The 25,661-nt window shown below is 73.4% G+C and carries 23 protein-coding genes; 16 read left to right on the plus strand and 7 right to left on the minus strand.

Features of this window, described 5'->3' with window-relative positions; genetic code table 11:
* Entirely contained in the window at nt 1–1,611 is a 1,611-nt protein-coding gene (locus ACWDVW_RS23755; protein ID WP_449952619.1) for an asparagine synthetase B family protein, read from the plus strand.
* Nucleotides 1,612–1,640: 29 nt separating this feature from the next.
* On the opposite strand, the gene ACWDVW_RS23760 is transcribed toward ACWDVW_RS23755, so the two are convergent.
* The 3 genes from ACWDVW_RS23760 to ACWDVW_RS23770 form a co-directional block, all read right to left on the minus strand.
* Nucleotides 1,641–2,855 carry an SLC13 family permease gene (locus ACWDVW_RS23760; RefSeq protein ID WP_449952621.1) on the minus strand — a complete coding sequence of 405 codons (1,215 nt, stop codon included), beginning with the start codon at nt 2,853–2,855 and terminating at the stop codon, nt 1,641–1,643.
* Between the two features lie 237 nt (nt 2,856–3,092).
* Entirely contained in the window at nt 3,093–3,314 is a 222-nt protein-coding gene (locus tag ACWDVW_RS23765; RefSeq protein ID WP_449952624.1) for a DUF2188 domain-containing protein, read from the minus strand.
* Between the two features lie 159 nt (nt 3,315–3,473).
* Nucleotides 3,474–4,928 carry an LVIVD repeat-containing protein gene (locus ACWDVW_RS23770; RefSeq protein ID WP_449952627.1) on the minus strand — a complete coding sequence of 485 codons (1,455 nt, stop codon included), beginning with the start codon at nt 4,926–4,928 and terminating at the stop codon, nt 3,474–3,476.
* A 141-nt stretch (nt 4,929–5,069) separates the two neighbouring features.
* On the opposite strand from ACWDVW_RS23770, the gene ACWDVW_RS23775 reads away from it, so the two are divergent.
* The 5 genes from ACWDVW_RS23775 (at nt 5,070) to ACWDVW_RS23795 (ending at nt 11,116) form a co-directional block, all read left to right on the plus strand.
* Entirely contained in the window at nt 5,070–5,768 is a 699-nt protein-coding gene (locus ACWDVW_RS23775; RefSeq protein WP_449952630.1) for a DUF305 domain-containing protein, read from the plus strand.
* Between the two features lie 43 nt (nt 5,769–5,811).
* On the plus strand, nt 5,812–7,029 hold the full coding sequence (locus ACWDVW_RS23780; protein WP_449952633.1) for a sensor histidine kinase: 1,218 nt from the start codon (nt 5,812–5,814) through the stop codon (nt 7,027–7,029).
* Nucleotides 7,026–7,709: a response regulator gene (locus ACWDVW_RS23785; RefSeq protein ID WP_449952636.1), complete on the plus strand. Its 684-nt coding sequence runs from the start codon at nt 7,026–7,028 to the stop codon at nt 7,707–7,709. Before ACWDVW_RS23780 ends, ACWDVW_RS23785 begins: the two co-directional genes overlap by 4 nt.
* Before the next feature lie 132 nt (nt 7,710–7,841).
* Nucleotides 7,842–8,633 carry an ABC transporter ATP-binding protein gene (locus tag ACWDVW_RS23790; RefSeq protein ID WP_449952639.1) on the plus strand — a complete coding sequence of 264 codons (792 nt, stop codon included), beginning with the start codon at nt 7,842–7,844 and terminating at the stop codon, nt 8,631–8,633.
* A gap of 47 nt (nt 8,634–8,680) precedes the next feature.
* The gene (locus ACWDVW_RS23795) at nt 8,681–11,116 is read left to right on the plus strand and encodes an ABC transporter permease (protein WP_449952642.1); all 2,436 of its coding nucleotides are present in this window, start codon (nt 8,681–8,683) and stop codon (nt 11,114–11,116) included.
* A 92-nt stretch (nt 11,117–11,208) separates the two neighbouring features.
* Here ACWDVW_RS23795 and ACWDVW_RS23800 read toward each other — a convergent pair whose 3' ends face one another.
* Nucleotides 11,209–12,471 carry a nucleotide sugar dehydrogenase gene (locus ACWDVW_RS23800; RefSeq protein ID WP_449952645.1) on the minus strand — a complete coding sequence of 421 codons (1,263 nt, stop codon included), beginning with the start codon at nt 12,469–12,471 and terminating at the stop codon, nt 11,209–11,211.
* 97 nt (nt 12,472–12,568) lie between these two features.
* On the minus strand, nt 12,569–13,927 hold the full coding sequence (locus ACWDVW_RS23805) for a serine/threonine-protein kinase (RefSeq protein ID WP_449952648.1): 1,359 nt from the start codon (nt 13,925–13,927) through the stop codon (nt 12,569–12,571).
* A 499-nt stretch (nt 13,928–14,426) separates the two neighbouring features.
* On the opposite strand from ACWDVW_RS23805, the gene ACWDVW_RS23810 reads away from it, so the two are divergent.
* The 9 genes from ACWDVW_RS23810 (at nt 14,427) to ACWDVW_RS23850 (ending at nt 21,811) form a co-directional block, all read left to right on the plus strand.
* Nucleotides 14,427–15,035 carry an RNA polymerase sigma factor gene (locus ACWDVW_RS23810; protein WP_449952651.1) on the plus strand — a complete coding sequence of 203 codons (609 nt, stop codon included), beginning with the start codon at nt 14,427–14,429 and terminating at the stop codon, nt 15,033–15,035.
* Nucleotides 15,036–15,051: 16 nt separating this feature from the next.
* Nucleotides 15,052–15,813 carry a hypothetical protein gene (locus ACWDVW_RS23815; protein WP_449952654.1) on the plus strand — a complete coding sequence of 254 codons (762 nt, stop codon included), beginning with the start codon at nt 15,052–15,054 and terminating at the stop codon, nt 15,811–15,813.
* A 143-nt stretch (nt 15,814–15,956) separates the two neighbouring features.
* The gene (gene egtA, locus ACWDVW_RS23820) at nt 15,957–17,192 is read left to right on the plus strand and encodes an ergothioneine biosynthesis glutamate--cysteine ligase EgtA (protein WP_449952657.1); all 1,236 of its coding nucleotides are present in this window, start codon (nt 15,957–15,959) and stop codon (nt 17,190–17,192) included.
* Nucleotides 17,189–18,523: an ergothioneine biosynthesis protein EgtB gene (gene egtB / locus ACWDVW_RS23825; protein ID WP_449952660.1), complete on the plus strand. Its 1,335-nt coding sequence runs from the start codon at nt 17,189–17,191 to the stop codon at nt 18,521–18,523. The genes egtA and egtB overlap by 4 nt, the downstream gene beginning before the upstream one ends.
* A gap of 22 nt (nt 18,524–18,545) precedes the next feature.
* Nucleotides 18,546–19,334: an ergothioneine biosynthesis protein EgtC gene (gene egtC, locus ACWDVW_RS23830; RefSeq protein WP_449952663.1), complete on the plus strand. Its 789-nt coding sequence runs from the start codon at nt 18,546–18,548 to the stop codon at nt 19,332–19,334.
* Nucleotides 19,331–20,296 (plus strand): L-histidine N(alpha)-methyltransferase, encoded by a 966-nt coding sequence (gene egtD / locus ACWDVW_RS23835; RefSeq protein ID WP_449952666.1) that lies wholly within the window; start codon nt 19,331–19,333, stop codon nt 20,294–20,296. The genes egtC and egtD overlap by 4 nt, the downstream gene beginning before the upstream one ends.
* 246 nt (nt 20,297–20,542) lie before the next feature.
* A complete protein-coding gene (locus ACWDVW_RS23840) occupies nt 20,543–21,130 on the plus strand; it encodes a TMEM165/GDT1 family protein (RefSeq protein ID WP_350697298.1) in 588 nt (195 codons plus the stop codon).
* A 43-nt stretch (nt 21,131–21,173) separates the two neighbouring features.
* Entirely contained in the window at nt 21,174–21,536 is a 363-nt protein-coding gene (locus tag ACWDVW_RS23845) for a DUF1622 domain-containing protein (protein ID WP_396747551.1), read from the plus strand.
* The gene (locus ACWDVW_RS23850; protein ID WP_396747554.1) at nt 21,533–21,811 is read left to right on the plus strand and encodes a hypothetical protein; all 279 of its coding nucleotides are present in this window, start codon (nt 21,533–21,535) and stop codon (nt 21,809–21,811) included. Before ACWDVW_RS23845 ends, ACWDVW_RS23850 begins: the two co-directional genes overlap by 4 nt.
* Before the next feature lie 16 nt (nt 21,812–21,827).
* Here the strand turns inward: ACWDVW_RS23850 and nhaA are convergent, their stop codons facing one another.
* Nucleotides 21,828–23,156, minus strand: coding sequence for a Na+/H+ antiporter NhaA (nhaA, locus tag ACWDVW_RS23855; RefSeq protein ID WP_449952670.1), 1,329 nt, complete (start codon nt 23,154–23,156; stop codon nt 21,828–21,830).
* Between the two features lie 366 nt (nt 23,157–23,522).
* On the opposite strand from nhaA, the gene ACWDVW_RS23860 reads away from it, so the two are divergent.
* Nucleotides 23,523–24,989 carry a polysaccharide biosynthesis tyrosine autokinase gene (locus tag ACWDVW_RS23860; protein ID WP_449952672.1) on the plus strand — a complete coding sequence of 489 codons (1,467 nt, stop codon included), beginning with the start codon at nt 23,523–23,525 and terminating at the stop codon, nt 24,987–24,989.
* Here the strand turns inward: ACWDVW_RS23860 and ACWDVW_RS23865 are convergent.
* On the minus strand, nt 24,970–25,524 hold the full coding sequence (locus tag ACWDVW_RS23865) for an arsenate reductase/protein-tyrosine-phosphatase family protein (RefSeq protein ID WP_449952675.1): 555 nt from the start codon (nt 25,522–25,524) through the stop codon (nt 24,970–24,972). The two genes, ACWDVW_RS23860 and ACWDVW_RS23865, sit on opposite strands and share 20 nt — an antisense overlap.
* Nucleotides 25,525–25,661 lie beyond the last annotated feature (137 nt).

Below are 25,661 nucleotides of genomic sequence, written 5' to 3' on the forward strand. Positions count from 1 at the left end.
ATGTGCGGCATCGCGCTGAGCGTCGGTCCGGAGGCCGACCCGGCGATCTTCCGACGGATGCTCGCCGCGCTGGTCCCGCGCGGTGAGGTGACCGAGACACGGTCCGAGAGCGGTCTGCTCGCCGGCACCCGGCGACTACGCGTGGTGGACCGGGACCGCGCGGTCCAGCCCTGGCTCTCCGCCGACGAGCGGTGGCTGCTCTGCTACAACGGCGAGGTCTTCAACCACCACGAGTTGCGCGCCGAGCTGACCGCCCTGGGCCACCGCTTCACCAGCGCCAGCGACACCGAGGTGGTGCTCGCCGCCTTCGAGCGCTGGGGCGAGGGGATGGTCACCCGGCTGCGCGGCGAGTACGCCTTCGCCGTCGTGGAACGGGCCACCGGCCGGGTGTACCTGGTGCGGGACCCGCTCGGCGTGAAACCGTTGTACTGGTCCCGCGTACCGGGATGTCTGCACGTGGCCAGCGAGGTCAAGGCGCTGGTCCCGGCGCGGGCGCCGGTGACCGAGGTGCCGCCGGGGCACCACGGCTGGGTCGACGGGGAGCACCGAGTCCGGCTCCGCCCGTACGTGGACCTGCTCTCCCTCGGCGCCGACCTGCCGCCGGTGACGGACCCGGACGAGGCCGCCCTGCTCGTCCGGGACACCCTCACCGACAGCATCCGGGTACGCCTGGACACCGACCTCACGGTGGGCGTGGTGCTCTCCGGCGGGCTGGACAGCTCGCTGGCGCTGCTGCACACGGCACAGGCGCACCCGGACTGCGTCGCGGTCACCGTCGGCGCGCCGGGCAGCCCCGACCTGGCGTACGCCCGGCGGTTGGCCAAGGAACTGGGGGTGCCGCACGAGGTGGTCGAGTTGCGTCCGCGCGACATCCGCCTCGCCGACGTGCGCGAGGCGATCCGGATCTCCGAGCTGACCGAGTACGGCGACATCATCAACGCGGTGGTCTCGGTGCCGATCTTCCGTCGGCTGCGCGAGTTGGGCGTCAAGGTGGTGCTCACCGGGGACGGCTCCGACGAGCTGTTCGGCGGCTACCCGATGTACCACGAGGTCGGCCCGGCGGCGTCCCGTCGGCTGTTCCTCCACAAGATCCGCAACCTGTGTCGTACCGAGTTGCAGCGGGTCGACCGCACCAGCATGGGCTTCGGCGTGGAGGCTCGGGTGCCCTTCCTGGACCTGGCCCTGGTCGAGCTGGCCATGCGGCTGCCGCTCGACCTCAAGATGCGCGACGGTCAGGAGAAGTGGATCGTCCGCCGGGCCTTCGCCGACCTGCTGCCGGAGTACATCCGGCGCCGTCCCAAGAACCCGATGTCGTACTCCTCGGGCCTGCACGAGCGGGCCCGGCTGTACAAGCCGCTCTTCGCCCGCCTGCACCGCTCGTTCGGCTACGACCTGCTGGAACCGGTCCGGCGTGACTTCGACAGCGTGCTGACGCGCTGCGGCAACGACCTGGACGCGGCGATCGCCGCCGGCCGGACCCGACCGGACTACACGGTGCTGGAGCACGCGCGTGACCTGGTGGGCGCGGCCCGCTGGAACGCCACCCCGATGGTCCGCCGGCTGGTCACCCCACGCCGTACCCGGGGCGACGAGGCACCCCTGCCCGGCTGACCCGGCCTCGTCGTGGGGGTGCGGGCGGGTCAGGTGGTGAGCAGGAGGGCGCTGACGGCGGCGAGGGTGCCGAGGGTCGCGACGGCGGCGCTGGTGGCGAGGAAGCGGGCCACCGGCACCCGTACCCGGGCGGCCCGGCAGCGCTCCAGCCAGAGCAGGGTGGCCAGGGACGCCCACGGCAGCGCCAGCGGGCCGATGTTGGTGCCGATCAGCAGGGCGAGCAGGCGTTGCCGGTCACCGGCGGGCAGCACCGCCTCGCCGGCCAGGTAGGCGGGCAGGTTGTTGACCAGGTTGGACAGCAGCGCGCCGGTGCCGCCCGCGCGCAGCAGGCCGGGCACCCCGCCGTCGTCACCGGCGAGGCGGGCGACGAGGTCGTTCAGACCGAACGCGCCGATGGTCTGGATCACCAGGAACAGGCCGGTGACGAAGAGCAGCAGCCGCCAGGGCAGCAGGGCGGGGCGCAGCGTACCGGGGGAGCGGAAGGCGAAGGCGATCAGCAGCAGGCCGGCGGCGACCGCCGAGGCCAGGCCGACCGGTGCGCCGGCCGCGATCGCGCCGACGAAGAGCAGGCAGGCGACGAGCGCGGTGCGGTAGAGCACCGGGTCGGCGGGTCGGTGCACCGGCGGTGGCGGGAACCGGCCGTCGGTGGGCCGGTCGCGTCGCCACCAGAAGTACCAGAGCAGGACCGTGGTGACCGCGAGCGCGGCCAGTTGGGGCAGCCACATGACGCTCGCGTACGCCAGCGGGTCGAGTCCGATCCGGTCGGCGGCCAGCAGGTTGGTCAGGTTGGAGACCGGCAGCAGCAGGCTCGCCGTGTTCGCCAGCCAGACCGTGGTGACCGCCAGCGGGGCCACCGCCGTGCGCAGGGTGACCGCCAGCGCGAGCATCACCGGCGTGAGCAGCACCGCCGTGGTGTCCAGGTTGAGTACGACGGTGGTGAGCGCGGCGAAGCCGACGCAGAGCGCGAACAGGAGCGGCCAGCGGCCCCGGGCGGCGACCGCCAGCCGGGTGGCGAGCACGTCGAAGACACCGGCGGCGGCGGTCAGTTCGGCGAGGACCACCACGGTGCCGAGGAAGACCAGCAGCGGCAGGACGCGGGCGAGGGTGTCGGCGGCGTCGGCGCGGGGCAGCAGACCGGTCGCCACGCACGCGGCACCCAGGACGGCCAGCCCGACGGCGATCACGTCGAGCGGGTGCGGCCGGCGTCGGCCGGGTCCGGCCGGGACAGCCTCTGGGGAGGTCACGGCGCATCTTCGCACGGCCGGGCGGCCTCATCCGCTCGGGTGCCGGGCGAGGTGACGACCGGTACCGCCGGGTCGTGCGACGGTGGCGCGGGCGGGTGCCGCCCCGGACGCGACGGCGGCGAGCCGGAGACCTGCGGAGTGCGGCGGCGGCCCGCCGGGATCGTGGCGCAGACACGATGGCGGCCTGCCGGCGGCACCGGGATCGGTGCGGTCGGCAGGCCGCCGGGGGGATCGCGGTCAGCCGGCGGGCGGGTACGGGTCGTCCTGGTAGGTGTACTCGGTCTCGATCTGACCGTCGGCGGTGTGCACCACGAGCTGGCTCGGCTCGTTGCCGTGCGCCACCTTCCGCCCCGCGTCGACCGCGTGCTGCTTCGTGTCGTACGTGCCGACGACGGTCCCGCCCTGCTCGACCTTCCAGCCGTCGCCGTTCGGCACCACGTGGTACTCGGTCCGCGCCATTGCTGCACCCCTTAACTGCGTGACGGAACGTGCCGGACGAGGTACCCGGGACGGACGGGGCAAAACACGACGCGGGGTGCGTCTGACCGCTTCCGCCCCGTACACGTGACCGGGCCCGGCCCCCGAGCAGGGGACCGGGCCCGGTGGGCGCGGGTGGTGCTACCAGCTCAGGTAGCTGGGCTGGGTCTGGACGTTGAACTCGCGGTAGTGGACCAGCTTGGCCGACCACGTTCGCCAGTCGTTGAGTTCGAGCACGTCCAGCCCCTTCTGGATGTCGGAGGAGTAGATGTGCCCGTTGTAGTAGTAGGCCGACCAGGAGCCGCCGACGACCAGCTGGCTGTCCGAGAGCGGGCCCCGCTCCCAGAAGCCGATCTCCTTGGGCTTGCGGGAGTCGGTGAAGTCCCACACCGAGATGCCGCCCTGATACCAGGCCTGGACCATGATGTCCTTGCCGAGGACCGGAATCAGCGAGCCGTTGTGCGCCACGCAGTTCTCGGTGTCGCCGTTGGTGCGCGGGATCTTGAAGTAGCTGCGGAACTCCAGCTTGCGGTTGTCGCCCCGGCCGGTGAGGTCGTAGATCGCGTTGGCGCCCCGGTTCGGGCCGATCTCCTCGTTGCAGGTGGCTCCGCCACCGCCGCCGAGCTCGTCGGTGAAGACGACCTTGGTGCCGCGGTTGTTGAAGGTGGCCGAGTGCCAGAACGCGAAGTTGACCGTGTCGCGCACCGTGTGCAGGACGCGCGGGGCCTCCCGCTTGCTGATGTCCAGCAGCACGCCGTCACCCATGCACGCCCCGGCGGCGAGGTCCTTCTCCGGGTAGGCGGTGATGTCGTGGCAGCCGCTGGTCGCCGATCCGCCCGTCCGGCCCTCGTAGCCGCCGTCCGGGAAGAGGTTCGGCGTGGCGACCACGGCCGCGTCGGTCGGCTTCTTCAGCGGGACCTTGACGATGCTGATCGAGTCGTGCGGCGGCTGGCAGTCGGGGAAGGTGGCCTGTGGGCTGTACGAGGAGACGTACAGGTAGACCGACTTCTTGTCCTTCGCCGGCACCAGCGTGTGGGTGTGCGAGCCGCAGGCGGTCTCGACCGCCTTGAGGTAGCGCGGCTTCTTCTTGTCCTTGACGTCGAAGATCTTGATGCCCTCCCACGACTCCTTGATCGTGGCGGGCTGGGAGACGCTGCTGCACGAGTCGTCGCTGCGGGACGCGTCGGTCGACAGGAAGAGCAGGTCACCATAGATGGAGATGTCGTTCTGCGCGCCCGGGCAGAGCACCTGCGACACGATCTTCGGCTTGCTCGGCTTGGCGACGTCATAGATGACGAAGCCGTCGTAGTTGCCGACGAAGGCGTACTTGCCCTGGAAGGCGATGTCGGTGCCGAGCGCCGCCGTGGTGTCGAACGGGGCCTGCTTGGGCAGGTTGGCGATCTGTGTGAGGTTGGGGCTGTGGGAGATCTCGTCGACACCGAGGGGTGCCTCGACGGCGGCGGACTCGGTGGCCGTCCGCGTGACCGTCTGCGCGTTGCCGGGTGAGGCGACGGCGATGCTGGCGAGGAGGAGCCCGGTGGCGGCCACGCTGACGACGCGTAGCTGCCGCCCCCGCGGCGGGGTCGATCCGACCATCGGCGATGCCCTTCGAGAGGCGAGTGGCGATGGGCCGTACCATAACTCCGCGACGACGCTCATCGATGTGACCTGGCTCACATCTAGCAAACATCGTGAATGGATACGATCGCTGCGACCTCGACCCTGAGGGGGTGTCGCATGACCGCCCGACGTGGACGCCTGCTGGCTGTCGTCACATCGGTCGTGGTGGTACTCGCGGTGTCGGCGTTCGCGTTGCGCGACGGCGACGAGTCCGCGCCACCCGGGCCGGCGCCCGCCGCCGCCGAGGCCTCGTCGTCGGTCGGTTCGTCGCCGGATCCGGACGCGCCACTGGTGATCGTGCCCGGACGTCCCGGCGAACCGGCCGTCGAGCGGCCCGGCACCGAGGTGCGCGACGACTCGCCACCACGGTTCAACACCCTGGACGCCTGGTTCGCGCGCATGATGATCCCGCACCACGAGCAGGCGCTGGAGATGTCAGCGCTCGCCCCGGACCGGGCCGCCGACCCCCGGGTACGCGCCCTGGCCGACCGGATCCGCGCCGGCCAGCGACCCGAGATCGGCGTGCTGCGAGCCTGGCTGGCCGAGCGCCACCTCACCACCGAGGTGTCCGGGCACGACCACGCCACGATGAAGGGCATGCAGTCGCCCGAGGCGATGGGCCGGCTCGCCGCGGCCCGGGGCGTCGACTTCGACCGTCTCTTCCTGCGGATGATGACCGAACACCACGAGGGCGCCGTGGTGATGGCGACCGACCTGCTCAAGGTCGGCCTCGACCAACGCATGTCGGAGTTCGCCACCTCGGTCGCCACCGAGCAGGGCGTGGAGATCGTCCGGATGCGCGACCTCACTCCCTGACCAGCACCGGGATGACCCCGCGTCACCCGTAGGCTGGGCGACGATGAGAGCGACGGTCCTGGGCCGCCCGCTGCGCGGGGTCGCCTTCGACGTGGCGGTCTCCGGCCTGGTGGCGCTGCTTGCGCTGGGGTCCACCGCCGGTAGCGCCGCCGGCTGGCCGGGCACCGTCCTCGGGCTGGGCATGGCGGTGGCGCTGCTGTGGCGGCGGGTACGACCGGTCGGCGTGACGGTGGTCGTGGCGGTGCTGGCGTACGTCCAGGTCGCCCTCGACTGGGCGCCCCTGCCGTACGACGTGGCGGTGCTGATCGCCCTCTACAGCATGGTCAAGTACGCCGACCGGCTGCGCGACGGGGTGCTGGCCGGGGTCGTCGCCGCCGTCGGGGTGGTGTTCGCTGCGGCACGGACGCCGTCCCAGGTCGCCTGGCCCTTCACCGCCGTCTTCTACGGGCTGGTCGTGGGCGCGGTCTGGCTGGCCGCGCTGAACGTGCGGACCCGCCGGTTGTACGTGCTCAGCCTGGAGGAGCGGGCGGCCACCCTGGAACGGGAGCGCGAGGCGCAGTCGCGGGCGGCGGTGGCCGAGGAACGCACCCGGATCGCCCGCGAGCTGCACGACGTGGTGGCGCACGGCATGGCGGTCATGATCGTGCAGGCGGACGGCGCCCGGTACGTGCTCGACAAGGACCCGCAGGCGGCCCGGGAGGCGGTCCGGATCGTCGCGGACACCGGCCGACAGGCGTTGGCCGACATGCGGCGGCTGGTGGGCGTCCTGCGCGAACCGAGCCCGCCGGAGCCGACGGCCGGACGCGGCCCGGCACCGGAACCCGCCGAGCCGACGCATCGGCGTCCCTCCGTCGCCGAGTTGCCCGCCCTGCTGGACCGGTTCCGCGCCGCCGGTCTCCGGGTGCGCCACACCGTCACCGGCGACTCCGGGGCACTGCCGCCCGCGCTGGAGCTGACCGTCTATCGGCTGGTGCAGGAAGCGCTGACCAACACGCTCAAGCACGCCGGGGTCGGCGCCACCGCCGAGGTCGACCTGGCGCACCGCGCCGACGCCGTCGTGCTCGAGGTCCTCGACGACGGGCGGGGCCGTGCCCCGGCCACCCCGGCACCGCCCGGCGGTCACGGCCTGGTCGGCATGCGCGAGCGGGTCTCGGTGTACGACGGCAGCCTCACCGCCGGCCCCCGCCCGGGCGGGGGATGGCTGCTGCGGGCGCGACTGCCGCTACCCTCGTCCCCCGGGACGGAGGTGGTCACGGCATGACGGTCCGGGTGGTGATCGTGGACGACCAGGCCCTGGTCCGGGCCGGCTTCCGGATGGTGCTCGACTCCCAGCCCGACCTGGAGGTGGTCGGCGAGGCGATCGACGGTGCCGACGCCCTGCGGCTGCTCACCCGCGTCGAGGCCGACGTGGTGGTGATGGACGTCCGGATGCCGACCATGGACGGAGTGGAGGCCACCCGACGGCTCTGCGCCGACCAGCCCGCCGACGGTCCCCGGGTGCTGGTGTTGACCACGTTCGACACCGAGGCCGACGCCTTCGCCGCGCTGCGCGCCGGTGCCAGCGGATTCCTGCTCAAGAACGTGCCGCCCGAGGAGTTGCTCGCCGCGATCCGGGTGGTCGCCCAGGGCGACTCGGTGGTGGCCCCGTCGATCACCCGACGCCTGCTGGACCGGTTCGCCGGGCAGCTCGGTGCCGGCCCGACCGAGGACCCCCGGCTGACCCGGCTCACCGAGCGGGAACGGGAGATCCTGCTGCTGGTCGCGCAGGGCCTGGCCAACGCCGAGATCGCCACCCGGGTGCACGTCGCCGAGGCGACGGTGAAGACCCACGTCGGGCGGATCCTGGCCAAGCTCGAAGTGCGCGATCGGGTGCAGGCCGTGGTGTTGGCGTACGAGAGCGGCCTGGTCACCCCGGGCGCGGAGAACCGGCGTACGACCTGAGGCGTACGGGTCCGCCAGGTCCGGGACGACCTGCGGCGTACCGAGGTCGAGCGCGCGGGTGGATCTCGACCGGCCGGTGGACTTCCTAGCGTCGGAGGAGTCCTGGTCCGTCCTCCGCACGGGGAGTCGCACGTGTCCCTCGCCCCACCCGCCCATGCCGTCGCCGGTGTCGCCGTCACCGCCCGGGGCCTGTCCAGGCGGTACGGCAACGGCCCGGCCGCCGTCGTCGCGCTCGACCGGGTCGACCTCGACGTCGCCGCCGGCCGGTTCACCGCCATCATGGGACCGTCCGGCTCCGGCAAGTCGACGCTGATGCACTGCCTGGCCGGTCTGGACCGGCCCACCGCGGGCACGGTGTGCGTCGGTGACGCCGAGCTGGGCCGCCTGGACGACCGGCGGCTCACCCTGCTGCGCCGGGACCGGGTCGGCTTCGTGTTCCAGAAGTTCAACCTGCTGCCCGCGCTCAGCGCGGCGGAGAACATCACGCTGCCGCTGGACATCGCCGGTCGCCGCGCCGACCCGGCCTGGCTGCGTCAGGTGGTCGCCGCCGTCGGGCTGACCGACCGGGTCCGGCACCGGCCGGCCGAACTCTCCGGCGGCCAGCAGCAGCGCGTCGCGGTGGCCCGGGCACTCATCACCACACCGTGGGTGATCTTCGCCGACGAGCCGACCGGCAACCTGGACTCCCGGGCCGGGGCCGAGGTGCTGCGGCTGCTGCGCGCGGCGGTCGACAGCCTCGGCCAGACGGTGGTGATGGTGACCCACGACCCGGTCGCCGCCGGGTACGCCGACCGGGTGGTCTTCCTCGCCGACGGGCGTCCGGTCCGGGAGCTGACCGAGCCCACCGCCGAGCTGGTCCTCGACGTGCTCGCCGGGCTGGACCCGTCCGCCGCTGCGGCCGGCGCGTCGACCCGGGGGCGGTGACCGTGCTCCGGCTGACACTTCGCTCGCTTCGCGCCGAGGCGGCACGGATGGTGATGTCCACCCTCGCCGTGGTGCTCGGTGTGGCCTTCATCGCCGGCACGCTGATCTTCGTCGACGGGATGCGGGCCGGCGCGTACGACCGGGCCGGCACCTTCGACCGGCACACCGACGCCGGGATCTACGCCGACCGGGAGCCGATCGACCCGGCGCTTGTCGACCGGGTCCGCGCGGTCGACGGGGTCCGCGCCGCCGAGGGGGAACTGACCGACACCGCCGGGGTGGTCGGCTCGGACGGGCGGCCGGTCCTCGGCTTCGGCGTCCTCGCCGCCGTGCCGACCGATCCGGTGCTCCAGTCCTACGACGTGCTGTCCGGGCGGCTGCCCGTCCGGGCCGGCGAGGTGGTGCTCGACCGGCGGACCGTCGACGACCAGTCGTTCCGCCTCGGCGGCACGGTACGCGTCGGCGGCGCCGCCGGGGTGGCCCAGCCGTACACGCTGGTCGGCGTGGTCGAGGTGGCCGACACCCCGCGCGACATCGGCGGGCCGTTCGTCGGGCTGGTCGGCGCCGACGCGCTCGCCGTCACCGGCTGGTCCGGGTACGGGCGGATCATGGTCGCGGCCGAGCCCGGGATCACCGACACCGAGCTGGCCGCCCGGCTCGCCGACGTCGCCGGGGCGGGCACCACCGTGCGGACCCGCGCGGAGATCCTGGACGCCGCCGTCGCCGACGCGGTCCGCGACGTGGACCAGTTCCACCTGGTGCTGCTCACCTTCGCCGGGGTGGCGGTGATGGTCGCGGCCTTCGTCATCGCGAACACCTTCACCATCGTGCTGGCCCAGCGCACCCGCCGGACCGCGCTGCTGCGCCTGGTCGGGGCCACCCGGGGGCAGGTGTTCCGGGCCGCCGTGCTGGAGTCGGCGGTGGTGGGACTGGCCGCCTCGGCGCTCGGCGTCCTGGCCGGGGCCGGACTCGCCGCCGCGCTGACCGCCCTGGTGTCCCGACTGGACATGCCGCTGAGCGGTGAGCTGACCGTGACCGCCGGCACCGTGCTGGGCTGCCTGGTCGTCGGCACCGCGCTCACCGTCGCCGCCGCCTGCGTACCGGCCTGGCAGGGCACCCGGGTCGCCCCGGTGGCGGCCCTCACCGACGCCGCCGTGCAGGTCACCCGCCCCGCCGGCCGGGTACGGCTGGCCGGTGGCGCGGTGGTCCTCGTCGCCGGGATCGCCGCCCTGGCCGGTGCGGCCTCCGCCGGACAGGTCGTGCTGGTCGCCCTGGGCGGGGTGCTGAGCTTCCTCGGCATCGTGCTGTTCGGTCCGGTGCTGGTGCCGGCGCTGGTCCGCCTGTTCGGGGCACCGGTGCGGCGGCTCCTCGGCGTCACCGGCGCGTTGGCGGTGGCCAACGCGGTGCGCAACCCCCGACGGGTGGCCGCGACCGCCACCGCGCTGGTGATCGGCATCGGTCTGGTGTCGTCGTTCCTGGTCGGTGCGCAGAGCACCAAGGTGGCCATCGAGCGGACCGTGGACACCGAGGTCGGGGTGGACTTCCTGGTCACCGGCATCGGTGTGGACCTGCCCGTCGGGCTGACCGGCGCGTTGGCCGCCCGGCCCGAGCTGGGCGTGGTGCACGAGGCACGGGCCCGGACCGCCGACGACGTCGAGTACCGGGCGGTCCACCCGGCACTGGTCGGTGACCGGATCGAGCGGGTGGTGACCGGGCAGCTCGACCGGCTCGGTCCGGGGCGGATCCTGGCGGACCGCGAGCTGGCCCAGCGACGCGGCTGGTCGGCGGGGGACCGGGTCACCCTGCGGTCCCAGCCGTTCGAGGTGGCGGCGGTGGTCGACGGACTGGCCTCCGGCGGCACCGGGTCGACGGTGCCTCCCGGACACGCGGTGGGTCTGGTCGACGCCGACCACACCCGGCTCTTCCCCGGCGAGCGCGGTTTCCAGGCCGAGGTCGACCCGGCCCAGGGCGTCCCGGTCGGCACGGCACGGGCCGCCATCGAGGCGGTACTCGTCGACTACCCGACGGTCAACCTGCTCGATCAGGCGGCGTACAAGCGGATGCTCACCTCCACGGTGGACATGCTGCTCGCCTTCGTGGTCGCGCTGCTCGGGCTGGCCGTGGTGATCGCCCTGGTCGGGGTGGCCAACACGCTCAGTCTGTCGGTGGTGGAACGGACCCGGGAGAACGCGGTGCTGCGTGCCGTCGGGCTGACCGGTGGGCGGATGCGCGCCATGCTGGCCGTCGAGGCGGTCCTCACCGCACTGGTCGGCGCGGTGCTCGGAGTCGCGCTCGGCACCGGCGTCACCGCCGGGGCGATGGCGCTACTGGCCCGGCTCGCCGGGGAGTTCACCCTGGTCGTGCCCTGGGCACGGCTCGGAGGGGTGCTGGCCGTCGCGGTGCTGGCCGCGCTGCTGGCATCGGTGCTGCCGGCACGGCGCGCACTGTCCCGGCCGGTCGTCGAGGCGCTGGCCGACCAGTGACTGTCAGACCCTGACAGCGCTGATCGTGGCAGTGTGGCTGCTCGACACGCCGACGCGGGAACAGCTACACCGCCACGATGGTGTCCGGGCTGTCAGAGGCGTTCGACGGTGGGGCCGGTGCAGCGGTTGCGGGTGTCGAAGACGTAGCGGGACTGCCGGGCCACCAGGTCGTAGTCGAACGCGTCGTGGTCGGTCACCACCACCACACCGTCGGCCTCGCGCAGCTCGCGTTCGGTCAGGTCCACGATCAGCACCCCGTCGGGCAGGTGGTGCGCCTCGGCGTACGGCTCCACCGCGCGGACCTCGGCACCGAGGTCCCGCAGCCGGCGGGCCACGTCCACCGCCGGGGAGTCGCGCATGTCGCCGGTGTTGCGCTTGTAGGCCAGCCCGAGCAGCAGCAGCCGCGCGCCGCTGACCGCCCGGCCGGAGCGGTTCAGCCCCGCCATCACCCGCTGCGCCACGTGCTCGGGCATCTCGTGGTTGATGTCGTTGGCCAGCTCGATGAACCGGAACTGCCGGCCCAGGCGTCGCTTGACCTGCCAGGACAGATAGCACGGGTCGATCGGCAGGCAGTGCCCGCCGACGCCGGGGCCGGGCCGGAACGGCATGAAACCGAACGGCTTGGTCTCGGCCGCGTCGATGGCCTGCCAGACGTCGATGTCGAGCTGGTGCGACAGCATCGTCAGCTCGTTGACCAGGGCGATGTTGACCTGGCGGAAGGTGTTCTCGATCAGCTTGGTCAACTCGGCCACCCGGGTCGAGTCGACCGGCACGGTCCGCTCCACCAGCCGCCGGTAGAACTCGTCGACCCGGGCCAGGGACACCTCGTCGACCCCGGAGACCACCTTCGGGGTGTTCTCCAGCCGCCAGCTCGGGTTGCCCGGGTCGATCCGCTCCGGGCTGTACCCGAGGTGGTAGTCGCCGGGGCTGCGCAGCCCACTGACCGACTCCAGCAGCGGGCGCAGCAGCTCCTCGGTGGTGCCCGGGTACGTGGTGGACTCCAGGATCACCGTGCAGCCGGGCCGCAGGTACGGCGCGATGCCGGTGCCGGCCTGCTCCACGTAGCTCAGGTCCGGGGTGCCGTCGCGCAGCGGGGTCGGCACCGTGATGACGCAGATGTCGAAGTCCTGCGCGTCGGCGTACTCGCTGCTGGGCCGGTACCGGCCGCTGGACAGGGCCCGGCCGAGCCGGTCGGCGGGGATGTCCGCCACGAACGACTCACCCGAGGCGAGCCGCTTGACCCGGTCGGTGTCGACGTCGAGACCCACCACGTCCAGGCCGGCTTCGACGGCGCGCATGGCCAGCGGCAGGCCGACGTACCCCTGCCCGATGACGACCAACTTCTCCAGGCTCACCCGAGCTCCTGACCGGTAGAAAATACCTGCTGGTCAGGAGCCTAGAGCGGAGTGTGACCCCGTACATCCGTTTCGGTGATATAGGGGCTGGTGGGACTCAGCTCGCCTCGCCGTTGTCCGGCGGGTCGACCGGCGGCGGGGGCGTGGTGGTGGTCGGCGTGCTGCCGGGCGTCTGCGACGGCGTGGGGCTGGGCGTGGTCGGCTCGGGGCTGGTCGCGCTCGGCGTCGGCGACGCGGACCCGCTCGGCTCGCTGGGCTGCGGGCTGCTCGGCTGCGCCGACGGCGACTCGGTCGGGCTGGCCGTGGAGCCGGCCGGGCGCAGCGGCGGAACCCGGGCCGGGCTGCTCTCGTCGGTGCTCGCCGACGTCTCGGCGGGCCCGGTGGCGTCGGGGCTCGGCGAGCTGGTCGGCAGCTTCACCGCCGGGGTGTTGGCATCGCTGGTCGCGCCGAGCGCGGCGCCGAGGGCCACGAAGCCGACCAGCACGGCGGTGAGCGCGCCGACCAGGGCGCCGCGTCGACGCCGACCGGCCGGGGCGGCGACACCCGCCGGGACGTCCGTGCGGGTGTCCGGGCCGGCCTCGCGCAGTGCTCCGGCGGCAGCCGGGACCAGCGCGGTCGGCAGTGACCCGTCGGAGACCGCGGCCCGTGCCGCCTCGGCCATCGCCGCGCCGCTGCTGAACCGGTCGGCCGGGTCCTTGGCGAGCGCGCGGGCGACCAGGAGGCGTACCGCCTCCGGGATCTCGGGCGGCAGGTCAGGCGGCGGGTCGTCGAGGTGCCGGACGGCGACCTGGAGCGGGTTGTCCCCGGTGAACGGCGGGCTGCCGGTCAGGCAGCAGTAGGCGACGGCGCCGAGCGCGTACAGGTCGGTCGCGCCGGAGACCGGGCGTCCGGCGGCCTGTTCGGGCGCCATGTAGAGCGCGGTGCCGGGCACCGCGTTGGTGCTGGTGATGCTGGTCACGTTGGCGGACCGGGCCACCCCGAAGTCGACCAGGACGACCGTGCCGTCCTCCTGCACCAGCAGGTTGCTCGGCTTCACGTCGCGGTGCACGATGCCGCCGAGGTGCGCGGCGTGCAGCGCCTGCGCCGCCTGCGCCACCACCGACATCGCCAGACCCACGTCCAGGCGACCCTCGGCCTCGATCCGCTTGGACAGCGGCTGGCCGGTGACGTACTCCATGACCAGGTAGTCGGCCCGGCCACCGTCGGGCAGGTCGTCCTCGCCGCAGTCGTAGACCTGGACGATGCCCGGGTGGCGCAGCGCCGCCATGATCCGGGCCTCGGCGCGGAAGCGGGCGATGAAATCGGGGTCGGAGACCAGCGAGGGCAGCAGCACCTTCACCGCGACCTGCCGGCCGAGGATCAGGTCGGACGCGCGCCAGACGTCACCCATGCCGCCGGTGGCGACGCGTTCGTCCAGGCGGTACCGACCGCTGAGTACGACCTCCGAAGACAACACGGCACCACCGTACCCACTAGGGGACCGAGAGGCGCGCCGGCATGGCGACGCATCTTACCGCCGACCGCGTCCGACACGGGGCGTGTCGTATCGTGACGTGTACCGTGAGTCACGGTGTACGGGTGGCCCGCCGACCCGTCGAGGTCAGGCGGCCGGGCCCGCCGGAGGTAGCGTCGGCGGACCGCGGTGCGTTACGGCGAAACACCGTCCGGGCCGGTTGAGAATTGTCACTGTGTCGAACGGCCTCCGGTAGCTTGTCCGACCTGGGCGGACGCTCTAACGTCAGCCCGATCCGGAGAGCTCGTGAAAGTTCCGCCGGTGTGGTTGTGGATCGCGACGCTGTCGGGAAAAATCCGCTTCCGGGCCATGGCGGTCCGTAGGCGAACAGGTCACGGGGGCGGGGTGCGGGAAGAGGTCCGGGTCGTGGACCGGGCCGGCACCGGATCGTCCGCCCGGCCCACGTCCCGCGAGAGAACCGGTGGACGGAAGCGGCAGTGCCATGACCGGTGAACTGAGCCAGGCGGTCGAGGCGGCCAAGAGTGGGGACGAGGAAGCCTTCCGCTTCCTCTATCGCAGCCTGCAGCCGGGGCTGTTGCGGTACCTGACCGCGCTGGTCGGCGCGGACGCCGAGGACGTCGCCTCGGAGACGTGGTTGCAGGTCGCCCGCGACCTGCCCAACTTCACGGGTGGAGAGTTCCGTGCCTGGGTCGTCACCATCGCCCGCAACCGGGCCATGGACCACCTGCGGCGGCAGCGCCGCCGACCGGCACTCCCGGTGCCGGTGCAGGAACTCAGCGAGTTGGCCGGTGACGCCGACACCGCCGAACGCGCCGGGGAGACCATCGGCACGGAGGCCGCCCTCGCCATGATCGCCAGCCTGCCACCCCGCGAGGCCGAGGCGGTCCTGCTGCGTGCGGTCGTCGGGCTCGACGCCGCGACCGCCGGACGCGTGCTCGGCCGCCGCGCCGGAGCGGTCCGTACCGCCGCGCACCGGGGACTGCGGCGGTTGGCGCTGATGCTGGACCGGCAGGCCACCCAGGGTGACGTCCCGCCGCGTCCGCGTACCGGCCCCGCGCAGACGCCGCACGCCGAGCCGGTGGACGGCTGACGTGAGAGGACTGTGGATGAGGTGGCGTCGGTCGGGTACGGCCGTCTCCCGGGCCGAGTCCGACCGGCTGCTCGACACCGCCGCCGCGCCCTCGTCAGCCGGGACCGGCGACCCGCTCGCCGGACTCCTGCGGGCCGCCACCGCCCCACCGCGCGACCACGAACTCGCCGGGGAACAGGCCGCTCTCGCCGCGTTCCGGGCCGCCCGGCAGGGGGCTGCGCCGGTCACGTCGCCGTCGGCCCGGCCGCGCCGTCGCCGCCTCACCGCCGGTGCGGTGGCCTGGATCGCCGGTGTCGCGGCGACCGCCACCGCCGGGGCCGCCCTCGCCGCGGTCAACCTCGACCGCCCGGCCCCGCCGCCGGTGCCGCCGGCCACCTCCGCCCCCGCCGAGACCTCCGCGCCCGCCACCCCGACCCCGTCCGAGAGCCGGCCGGACACCACCGCCGACCCGACCGGGAGTACGTCCACCTCCGTGTCGCCGTCGCCCACCGCGTCGCCCACCGGCTCGCCCAGCCCGTCCCAGACGGGCACCCCCGAGGCGTCGACGTACGGCGGACCGCTCGACTCCGGCCACACCGGCCACTGCCGGTCGTACCTGTCGAAGTCCGAGCGGCAGCGGGAGAAGGCGATGGACAGCACCGGTTTCGCCGACCTGCGGGACGCGGCCGGCGGTGCCGAGCACGTGGCGGCGTACTGCCGGGCGCTGCTCGCCGAGGTCGACCCGGACTGGCTGGCCAAGCACGGCACCGACCCGGACGCCACCCCCGCCACGGGATAGCGGCGGGGGCCACCGGCGCCCCGCGCACCGATTGCGACGGGAACGTGAATTCGGTTCGACGGAAGCGCCGACAGCGTGAAGATGTCACTGCGACGCGTTACGGTGGCGATTACCGAGCCGGCATCGGACAAGGGAGCCGTTGCGTGGTCACCTCACCGGACGTCGATCACATCCCCGTGCTGCGGGACCGTGCCGCAGCCGCCCGACATCTCGCCCGGATCTGCTTCAAGACCGGCCCACCGACCTACACGGGCGTCGAGCTCGAATGGACGGTCCACGAGGCCGTCGACCCCACACGTCCCGTCGACGCCGCCCGGCTGAGAGCGGCACTGGGGCCCTACAGCCCCATCACGTTGGATCGGACCAGCCCCGCCCGCAGACTGCTGCGGGGCGGCACGGTGACCGTCGAGCCCGGCGGGCAGGTGGAGATCTCCACCCCGCCGCAAGCCTCCGTCACCGCTCTGATCGACGCCACCCAGTCCGACATCGACCAGGTCACCCGCCTGCTCGACGCCGCCGGCCTGCGCCTGGGCCGCGCCGGCATCGACGCGTACCGGCCACCGCGACCGGTGATCGACACGCCCCGCTACCGGGCCATGCGCCGGGTCTTCGACCGGCACGGACCGGACGGCCGGACGATGATGTACAGCACCGCCGGCCTGCAGGTCTGCCTCGACGCGGGTCGGCCCGAGCAGGTCGCCGCCCGCTGGGCGCTGGTGCACGCGGTCGGGCCACCGCTGCTGGCCGCCTTCGCCACCGCCGACCGGCACGCCGGCCGGAACACCGGGTGGGCGTCGGCCCGGATGGGTGCCTGGGCGCGCATCGACCCGGCCCGCACCGCGCCGGTCTGGACGCCCGACGTGGCCGGCGTCGATCCGGTCGCCGCCTGGGTCCGGTACGCGCTGGCCGCCCCGCTGCTCTGCGTACGGGACGACAGCGGCGACTGGACCCCGCCGCCGGACGTGACGTTCGCCGACTGGGTCGACGGGGCGTTGCCCCGCCCGCCCACCACCGACGACCTGGAATACCACGTCAGCACGCTGTTCCCGCCGGTACGGCCCCGTGGCTACCTGGAACTGCGGTACTTCGACGCCCAACCCGGGCGCGACTGGACGCTGCCGCTGGCGGTGCTCGCCGCCCTGCTCGGCGCCACCGACACCACCGAGACCGCGATGGCGCTGGCCGCCCCGGTGGCCGACCGCTGGCTCATCGCCGCCCGGCACGGACTGCACGACCCGTGCCTGGCCCCCGTCGCCGTGGGCCTGCTCGACCTGGCCCTGACGGCGTTGCCCCGGCTCGACCTGCCGGGTGCCCTGCACGACGAGATCGACCACGGAATACGACGACGGCGCGACGCCGCCCGGAGGAGGCAGCGATGACCGACACCACCACCGGCCTCGGCGCGGAGGAACTGCGCGCCCGGATCGCCGCGGAGCTGGACCGCACCCGGGCCCGCACCGTCGGGCTGACCGAGGCGGTCGACGACGGCGACCTGACCCGCCAGCACTCGCCGCTGATGTCCCCGCTGGTCTGGGATTTCGCCCACATCGGCAACCAGGAGGAACTCTGGCTGGTCCGGGACGTCGGCGGACGCGAACCGGTCCGGTGCGACATCGACGAGCTCTACGACGCCTTCAAGCAGCCCCGCAAGGACCGTCCGTCGCTGCCGTTGCTGCCGCCGACCGAGGCCCGGGCGTACGTGTCGACCGTCCGCGAGAAGGTGTACGACCTGCTCGACAGCGTCTCCTTCGAGGAGCGTCGACTGGTCACCGACGGGTTCGCGTTCGGGATGATCGTGCAGCACGAGCAGCAGCACGACGAGACGATGCTCGCCACCCACCAACTGCGCTCCGGTCCCGTGGTGCTGCACGCGCCGCCGCCGCCGGAACCGGCCGCCCGGGTGGCCGGGGAGGTGCTGGTGCCGGCCGGCCCGTTCACCATGGGCACCGACACCGACCCGTGGGCGCTGGACAACGAACGTCCGGCCCACCGGGTGGAGCTGCCCGCGTACGTCATCGACGCCGCCCCGGTGACCAACGGGGCGTACCGCGAGTTCATCGCCGACGGCGGCTACGACGACCCGCGCTGGTGGAGCGAGGCGGGCTGGCGGCACCGGCAGGAGGCCGGACTGGGCGCGCCGATGCACTGGCGGCGTGACGGCGACGGCTGGGCGTACCGGCGGTTCGGCCGGTGGGACCGGGTCCGCGACGACGAGCCGGTGGTGCACGTCTGCTTCCACGAGGCGCGGGCGTACGCCGCCTGGGCCGGGAAGCGGCTGCCCACCGAGGCGGAGTGGGAGAAGGCGGCCCGGTGGGACCCGGCCACCGGTCGGTCCCGCCGGTACCCGTGGGGCGACGACGACCCCACCTCGGCCCACGCCAACCTGGGCCAGCGACACCTCTGGCCGGCGCCGGTCGGCGCGTACCCGGCCGGGGCGTCGCCGCTCGGCGTGCACCAGCTCGTCGGCGACGTGTGGGAGTGGGTGTCGACGCCGTTGCACGGCTATCCCGGCTTCGCCGCCTTCCCCTACCGGGAGTACTCCGAGGTCTTCTTCGGCGACGACTACCAGGTGCTGCGCGGCGGGTCGTTCGGCACCGACCGGGCCGCCTGTCGGGGCACCTTCCGCAACTGGGACTACCCGATCCGTCGGCAGATCTTCAGCGGCTTCCGCTGCGCCCGCGACGCCCGACCCGAGGAGGCCGACCGGTGACGGTCGTGCACAGGGTGGCCTGATGTGCCGCCACCTGGCCTACCTCGGGCCGCCGCTGACCCTGCGGGAGCTGCTGTTCGACCCGCCGCACTCGCTGGTCCGCCAGTCCTGGGCGCCCCGCGACATGCGGGGCGGCGGGACGATCAACGCGGACGGGTTCGGTGTCGGCTGGTACCCGCCGTCCGGCGGCGACCCGGTGCGGTACCGGCGGGCGCAGCCGATCTGGAGCGACCCGACCATCGCCGACCTGGCGGCGGCCACCTCGACCGGCGCGGTGCTGGCCGCGGTGCGCTCGGCCACGGTCGGCATGGCGGTGGTGGATGCCGCCGCCGCGCCCTTCGCCGAGGGCCGGTGGCTGTTCAGCCACAACGGCGTGGTGCGCGGCTGGCCGGACACGGTGGTGCCACTGGCCGCCACCCTGCCCGTCCGCGACCTGCTCACCCTCGACGCCACCACCGACTCGGCGCTGCTGTGGGCCCTGGTCCGGCACCGGCTGCGCGCCGGTCTGCCGCCCGAGCAGGCGGTCGCCGAGACGGTCACCTCGGTCGCCGCGGCGGCCCCGGGGTCGCGGCTCAACCTGCTGCTCACCGACGGCGCGACGGTGGTCGCCAGCGTGGCCGGGCACGCCCTGTCGGTCCGCACCACGCCGGACTCGGTGCTGCTGGCCTCGGAACCGCACGACGACGACCCGGCCTGGCGGGAGGTGCCGGACGACCACCTCGTCACCGCCTCCGCCACCGGGATGCACCTGCGCCCCCTGACCCGGCCCGAACACCACCACCGACCGCCCGACGGAAGGGAAGACGGATGAGCACCGAGCCGCTGGAGATCCACCTCGACGACCGGGACATCGGCCGCAGCCTCCGGCACGACGTCCGGGTCGGGTTGACCGCCGCGCCGAAGTGGCTGCCGCCGAAGTGGTTCTACGACGCGCGGGGCAGTGACCTCTTCGAGGAGATCACCCGGCTGCCGGAGTACTACCCGACCCGGGCCGAACGCGCGGTGCTGGCCGCGCACGCGACCGAGATCGCGGAGCTGACCGGCGCGAAGACGCTCATCGAGCTCGGGTCGGGGTCGTCGGAGAAGACCCGGCTGCTGCTGGACGCCTTCACCCGGCGACGAGGTCTGGGCACGTTCGTGCCCCTGGACGTGTCGGCCAGCGCGCTCGCCGCGTCCACCGCCGCACTCGCCACCGACTACCCCGGGCTGCGGGTACGCGGCATCGTCGGCGACTTCACCCGGCACCTGGACCGGCTGCCCGCCGGTGGCCGGCGACTGGTGATCTTCCTCGGCGGCACCATCGGCAACCTGCTGCCGGCCGAGCGGGCCGAGTTCCTCACCCGGATGCGGGCCGTGCTGGAGGTGGGGGACTGGCTGCTGGTCGGTACCGACCTGGTGAAGGACCCGGCGGTGATCGTGCCCGCGTACGACGACGCGGCGGGGGTGACCGCGGAGTTCAACCGCAACGTGCTGCGGGTGCTCAACCGCGAGCTGGACGCCGACTTCGACCCGGCGGACTTCGCCCACGTCGCGCTCTGGGACCCGGAGCAGGAGTGGATCGAGATGCGGCTGCGGGCGCAGCGGCCGGTCCGGGTACGCGTACTCGACCTGGACGTCGCCTTCGCCGAGGGGGAGGAACTGCGGACCGAGGTGTCGGCGAAGTTCCGCCCGGAGGGGATCGCCGGGGAGCTTGCCTCGGCCGGGTTCCACGCCGAGCGCTTCTGGACCGACCCCGACGACCTGTTCGGCGTGACCCTGGCCCGCGCCGACTGAGAGCGGCCGGCAAGCGGACTGACGGGGGTGTGTCGGGTCACCCGGCGGCCCGGCCGGCCGACGATCGGCTAGGCTGTGCCGCAGCGAAGGGGAGTAGCCCGCAACGCCGTGGTCGACATACTGGTGCGTTCCGCATCCGGCCACGCGGCCTCGTCATGACGGGGCGGGCGAGACCTTCGACCCAGGCTTAACAGCCGGGTCGAGGGCACCCCGTATCCTCCTCCCGGCCTGACCCGGAAGGACGTCATGGAGGGGTTCCTCGTCGCGCTGGCGGTCAGCTTCGGCGTGATCTTCGTTGCCGAGCTGGGAGATAAGTCCCAGCTCATGGCCCTGGCATTCGCCACCAGATACCGCACCGTGCCGATCCTGATCGGCATCACCGTCGCCACCGCCGTGGTGCACCTGGCCTCGGTGGCGATCGGTGTCGGGCTGGGTGCCGCCCTGCCCACCGGCTGGATCTCGCTCCTGGCGGGTCTGGCCTTCATCGGCTTCGGCCTCTGGACCCTGCGCGGGGACACGCTCACCGAGGAGGAGAAGCGCAAGGCGGCCAAGGGCGGCAAGTCGGCCGTCTTCGCCGTCGGTGTCGCGTTCTTCCTTGCCGAGCTGGGCGACAAGACCATGCTCGCCACGATCACATTGGCCACCCAGTACGGCTGGTTCGGCACCTGGATCGGCTCGACCATCGGCATGGTCGCCGCCGACGCGCTCGCCATCGTCGTCGGCCGGCTGCTCGGCCGCAAGCTGCCGGAGCGGACCATCAAGTACGGTGCCGCCGCCCTGTTCGCGATCAGCGGCATCTGGCTGCTCGTGGAGGCGGTCGCGGAGCTGACCTGATCCGGTGGGCGACTACCCGGAGCCTCGCCGGGTAGTCGCCCGCGTGAACGTCGACGTGCTCCTGGAGCGCGGTCACCACACGCTGGTGATCGGGGTGGAGCTGGTCGGCGCGGCGGTGATCGTCATCGGGGCGGCCTGGGCCGCGCTGCGGTTCGTGGTCGACGGGATCCGCTACCGCGACGCCACCGTGTTCACCCGGATCCGGCTGACCCTTGGCCGGTTCCTGGTGCTCGGGCTGGAGTTCCAGTTGGCGGCGGACATCCTGCGGACCGCGCTGTCGCCGACCTTCACCCAGATCGGCCAGCTCGCCGCGATCGCCGCCATCCGGACCGTGCTGAACCACGTGCTCGGCCGGGAGATAGAGCACGAGCAGGAGCAGGTCGGTCGGCCGGGGCGGGCCTCGTGATCCAGGCGTTGGCGACGGTCGTCGCGGCGCTCGGCGTACTCGGTGCCGGGGTCGTGCTGGTCACCACCGGGTCCCGGTCGACGGCGCTGCGGGTACTGCTGGACATGCTCGTCGCCGCCGGTCTGCTGCGGTTGACCGGGGAGCAGACCTGGCGGGAACTCGCCGCCGCCGTCGTGATCGTGCTGCTGCGGCGGATCCTCAGCAGCGCGTTGACGGAGAACTTCCGCTGGTCGGCGCGCCCGGCCGAACGGGTCGGCCGGGCGTCCGGAGGCTGACGGCGCGCGGACCTGCTCAGTCGGCGGGCCGCTGGTAGACGTCGGGTACGCCGTCCCGGTCGGCGTCCACCCGCTCCTTGCGGGCGATCGCCCGGTACCTGCGGTTGCGGGGGACCAGCACCAGGGTGGCGCAGAGCGCCGAGAGCAGCGAACCGCCGAGCACCGCCACCGTGACGTTGTCCCCGGCTGTGCCGGCCGCGCCGAAGGCCAGCTCGCCGATCAGCAGCGACACGGTGAACCCGATGCCCGCCAGCAGCGACACGCCGAGCAGGTCCGGCCAGGTGATGTCCTCGGCCAGCCTGGCCCGGGTGAACCGGGCCAGCAGGAAGGTGGCGCCGAGGACGCCGACGCACTTGCCGACCACCAGCCCGAGCACGATGCCGACGACGATCGGATCGGTGACGACCGCACCCAGGTCGGCGCCGCGCAGCGACACCCCGGCGGCGAAGAACGCGAAGACCGGCACGGCGATCCCGGCCGAGATCGGCCGCCAGCGGTGTTCCAGGTGGGCGGCGAGGCCGGGCCGGTGGCGGCCGTCGCGCCCGCGCCCGGCCAGCACCGGCACGGTGAAGCCGAGCGCGACACCGGCCACCGTGGCGTGCACGCCGGAGGAGTGCACCAGCGTCCAGGCCAGCAGCGCGAGCGGGCCGAGCGCCCACCACCAGGTGTGACGGCGCTGCACCAGCAGGCCGAACAGCGCGATCGGCACCACGGCGCCGAGCAGCGGCACCGGATCGAAGTGGTCGGTGTAGAAGACCGCGATGACGGTGATCGCGAGCAGGTCGTCGACCACGGCGAGGGTGAGCAGGAAGGCCCGCAGGCCCTGCGGCAGGTACGCCCCGATCACCGCCAGCACGGCCAGCGCGAAGGCGATGTCGGTGGCGGTCGGCACGGCCCAGCCGCGCAGCCCCTCGCCACCGGCCGCGAGGTTCACCCCGACGTAGATCAGGGCGGGGGCCACCATCCCGCCCACGGCGGCGACCACCGGCAGCGCGGCGCGGCGCGGGTCGCGCAGCCCACCGGCGACGAACTCCCGCTTCAGTTCCAGCCCGACCACGAAGAAGAAGACCGCCAGCAGGCCGTCGGCGGCCCAGGTCGCCAGGTCGAGATCGAGGTGCAGGGGCGCGCCGCCGGGCCACGGCACCCAGGCGCCGAGCGCGGCGTACCCGTCGGACCAGGGGGAGTTCGCCCAGACCAGGGCGATCACCGCGCCGACGAGCAGGAGCGCTCCACCGACGGTCTCGGTGCGTAGCACCTCGCCCAGGAACCGGGCCTCCGGCCAGGAGGTACGCGCGAAGAGACGCCACAGGCCGCGGCGTCGGGGTGGTGGGGTGGATGTGGACATGCCTGGTTCTCACCTCGCCGGTCGGGGACAGCACGACTGCCACGCCGACCAGACTTCCCGGCACACCGTCCACGACCTTATCCAGCGGCGCCGGTGGCGACGAGCCCGGGGGAGTGCCCCGCACCTGGTCACCGTGTGCCGATCCGGCACATCCCGACGGAGAAATCGCATTTTTCCCGGTGGAGAGGCGATTCCGACGGACGGTCGGTCCGGTTGGGCATTGCGGGCGCGGTCCTCCACCGAGGAAAACCCCTAACTCCGGACATAACGCTTATGAGCGGCTTTAATGGTTCACGAGATTGAAGAGACCTTGGGGGTTTTCGTGAGTTTCTTTGGCGTTACCGGCCCGGTACGGAGGCGCGCCTGATGGACCTGTACCGCCAACTGCGTCTCGTGCGCCAGCGCTGGTGGATCGTCCTGGTCACCCTCGTGGTGGCCCTCGGGCTGACCGCCCTGGTCACCGTTCGGGCGCAGCCTCGCTACGTCGCCTCGGTCACCTTCTTCGTCACCACCCCGAGCCAGGGCGTCACCGACGCCTACCAGGGTGGTCTCTTCCTGCAACAGCGCGTCAAGTCCTATGCCGAGTTGCTGACCAGCGACCGGCTGGCGCAGGCGGCGGTCGCGGACAACCAGCTCGGGCTGACCGCCGAGGAGGTCCAGCAGCGGGTCAGCACCTCGACCGAGACCGGCACCGTCCTGCTGCGGGCGTCGGTGACCGACACCGACCAGACCCGCGCGCTGCGCGTGACCGAGGCGCTCTCGGCGAAGTTCGTCGAACTCGTACAGAAGGTCGAGGCCCGGCCGGACGGCAGCGCCGGACCCATCAAGATCGAGGTGGTCAGCGGCCCCCGGGTCACCCCCACCCCGGTCTCGCCGCAGCCACTGCGCAACACCGCCATCGGCACCCTGATCGGCCTGCTGGCCGGTGTGGCCCTGGCGATCCTGCGCGGCATGGCCGACGTACGCCTGCGGGACGCCGCCGGTCTGCAACGGGTCACCGGCAGCCCGCTGCTCGGCGAGATCCCGATCGACACCAGCGCCCGCACCGCCCCGCTGATCGTCGGCGACGCCGCCACCTCCGCGCGGGCCGAGGCGGTCCGCAAGCTCCGCACCAACCTGCGCTTCGTCGACGTGCACGAACCCGCCCGGGTCATCGCCGTCACCAGCGCGTTGCAGGGCGAGGGCAAGACCACCATGTCGTGCAACCTGGCCATCGCCCTGGCCGAGGCGGGCTGGCGGGTCCTGCTGGTCGACGCCGACCTGCGCCGGCCGAAGGTCGGCGACTACCTCGGCATCGACTCCGGTGTCGGGCTGACCGACGTGCTCGTCGGTGACGTGCAGGTCGGCGACGTGGTCCAGCGCTGGGGCGACAAGTCCCTGCTGGTGCTGCCCAGCGGCTCGGCCCCGCCGAACCCGAGCGAACTGCTCGGCTCCAAGGCCATGTCCGACCTGCTGATCGCCCTGCGCGAGTCCGCCGACATCGTCGTCATCGACACCGCGCCGCTGCTCGCGGTCACCGACGGTGTGGTGGTCGCGGTGCAGGCCGACGGCGCGTTGCTGGTCACCCAGCAGGGGCGTACCTCACGGGCGCAGGTGGCCGCCGCGGCCCGGGCGCTGCACTCGGTCTCGGTACGGCTGCTCGGCTGCGTGCTGAACATGGCCCGGGTGCCCAAGGCGGAGGCATACCAGTACGAGGCGTACCGGGTGGTCGCCGAGACACCGGAGACGACGACCGCGACGGGCGAGCGGGCCGGTGCCGGTCGGCACGCCGAGCGTAAGCCGGTGGCCGACCTGCCCGATCACACCCAGGAACTCACCCGGCTGCCCCGATGAGCGCCGCCAGTGGGCGCAGCGACCGCTCGATCTCCTCCGCGCAGGCGCGGAAGTCGGCGGGCGTACCGGCGACCGGGTCGCGCAGGTCGTCGGCGTCGGCCGGGGCGGGTTGCAGCCGTCCCCGGGCCAGGGCGGCGGCGGCCACCGCGGCCTCCAGCGAGTCGTCCGGCTCGTCCGTCGCGGGCTCGGCCGCCGCGGCGAGCCGGCCGAACTGGCGCAACGTGAACGTCCGGTGCAGCGCCGCCGGCGCCAGCGAGGTGCAGATGCTGCGCTGGCGTCGGGTGGCGGTCAGCACCAGCACCGCCTCGGTCAGGTGCGCGGAGGCGAGCCGCCGACTGCGGAAGGCCGCCGGATCCGCACCGGCCCCGGCGGCGATCTCGGCGGCGTGCGGGTGCATCTCCAGGCCCTCGACGGCGTCGGTGCCGGCGCTCGCGACGGTCAGCGGACGCCCGGCGAGCAGACGCCGCGCGGTGTACTCGGCCATCGGCGACCGGCACAGGTTGGCGTGGCAGACGAACAGCACCCCGGTGAGCATGGGTGACCCCTTCGACGACGTGGCCGCCGGCGGCAGCGCCGCGACGGGGGACGACCGCCGGTGGCGACCGTCCGGTGAGGGGTTGCCGAGATCGTACGCAGCCGGGCCGCCGTGGTACCCGGCCGCCGCGCCGGACG

The sequence above is a fragment of the Micromonospora sp. NPDC003241 genome (assembly GCF_053589795.1).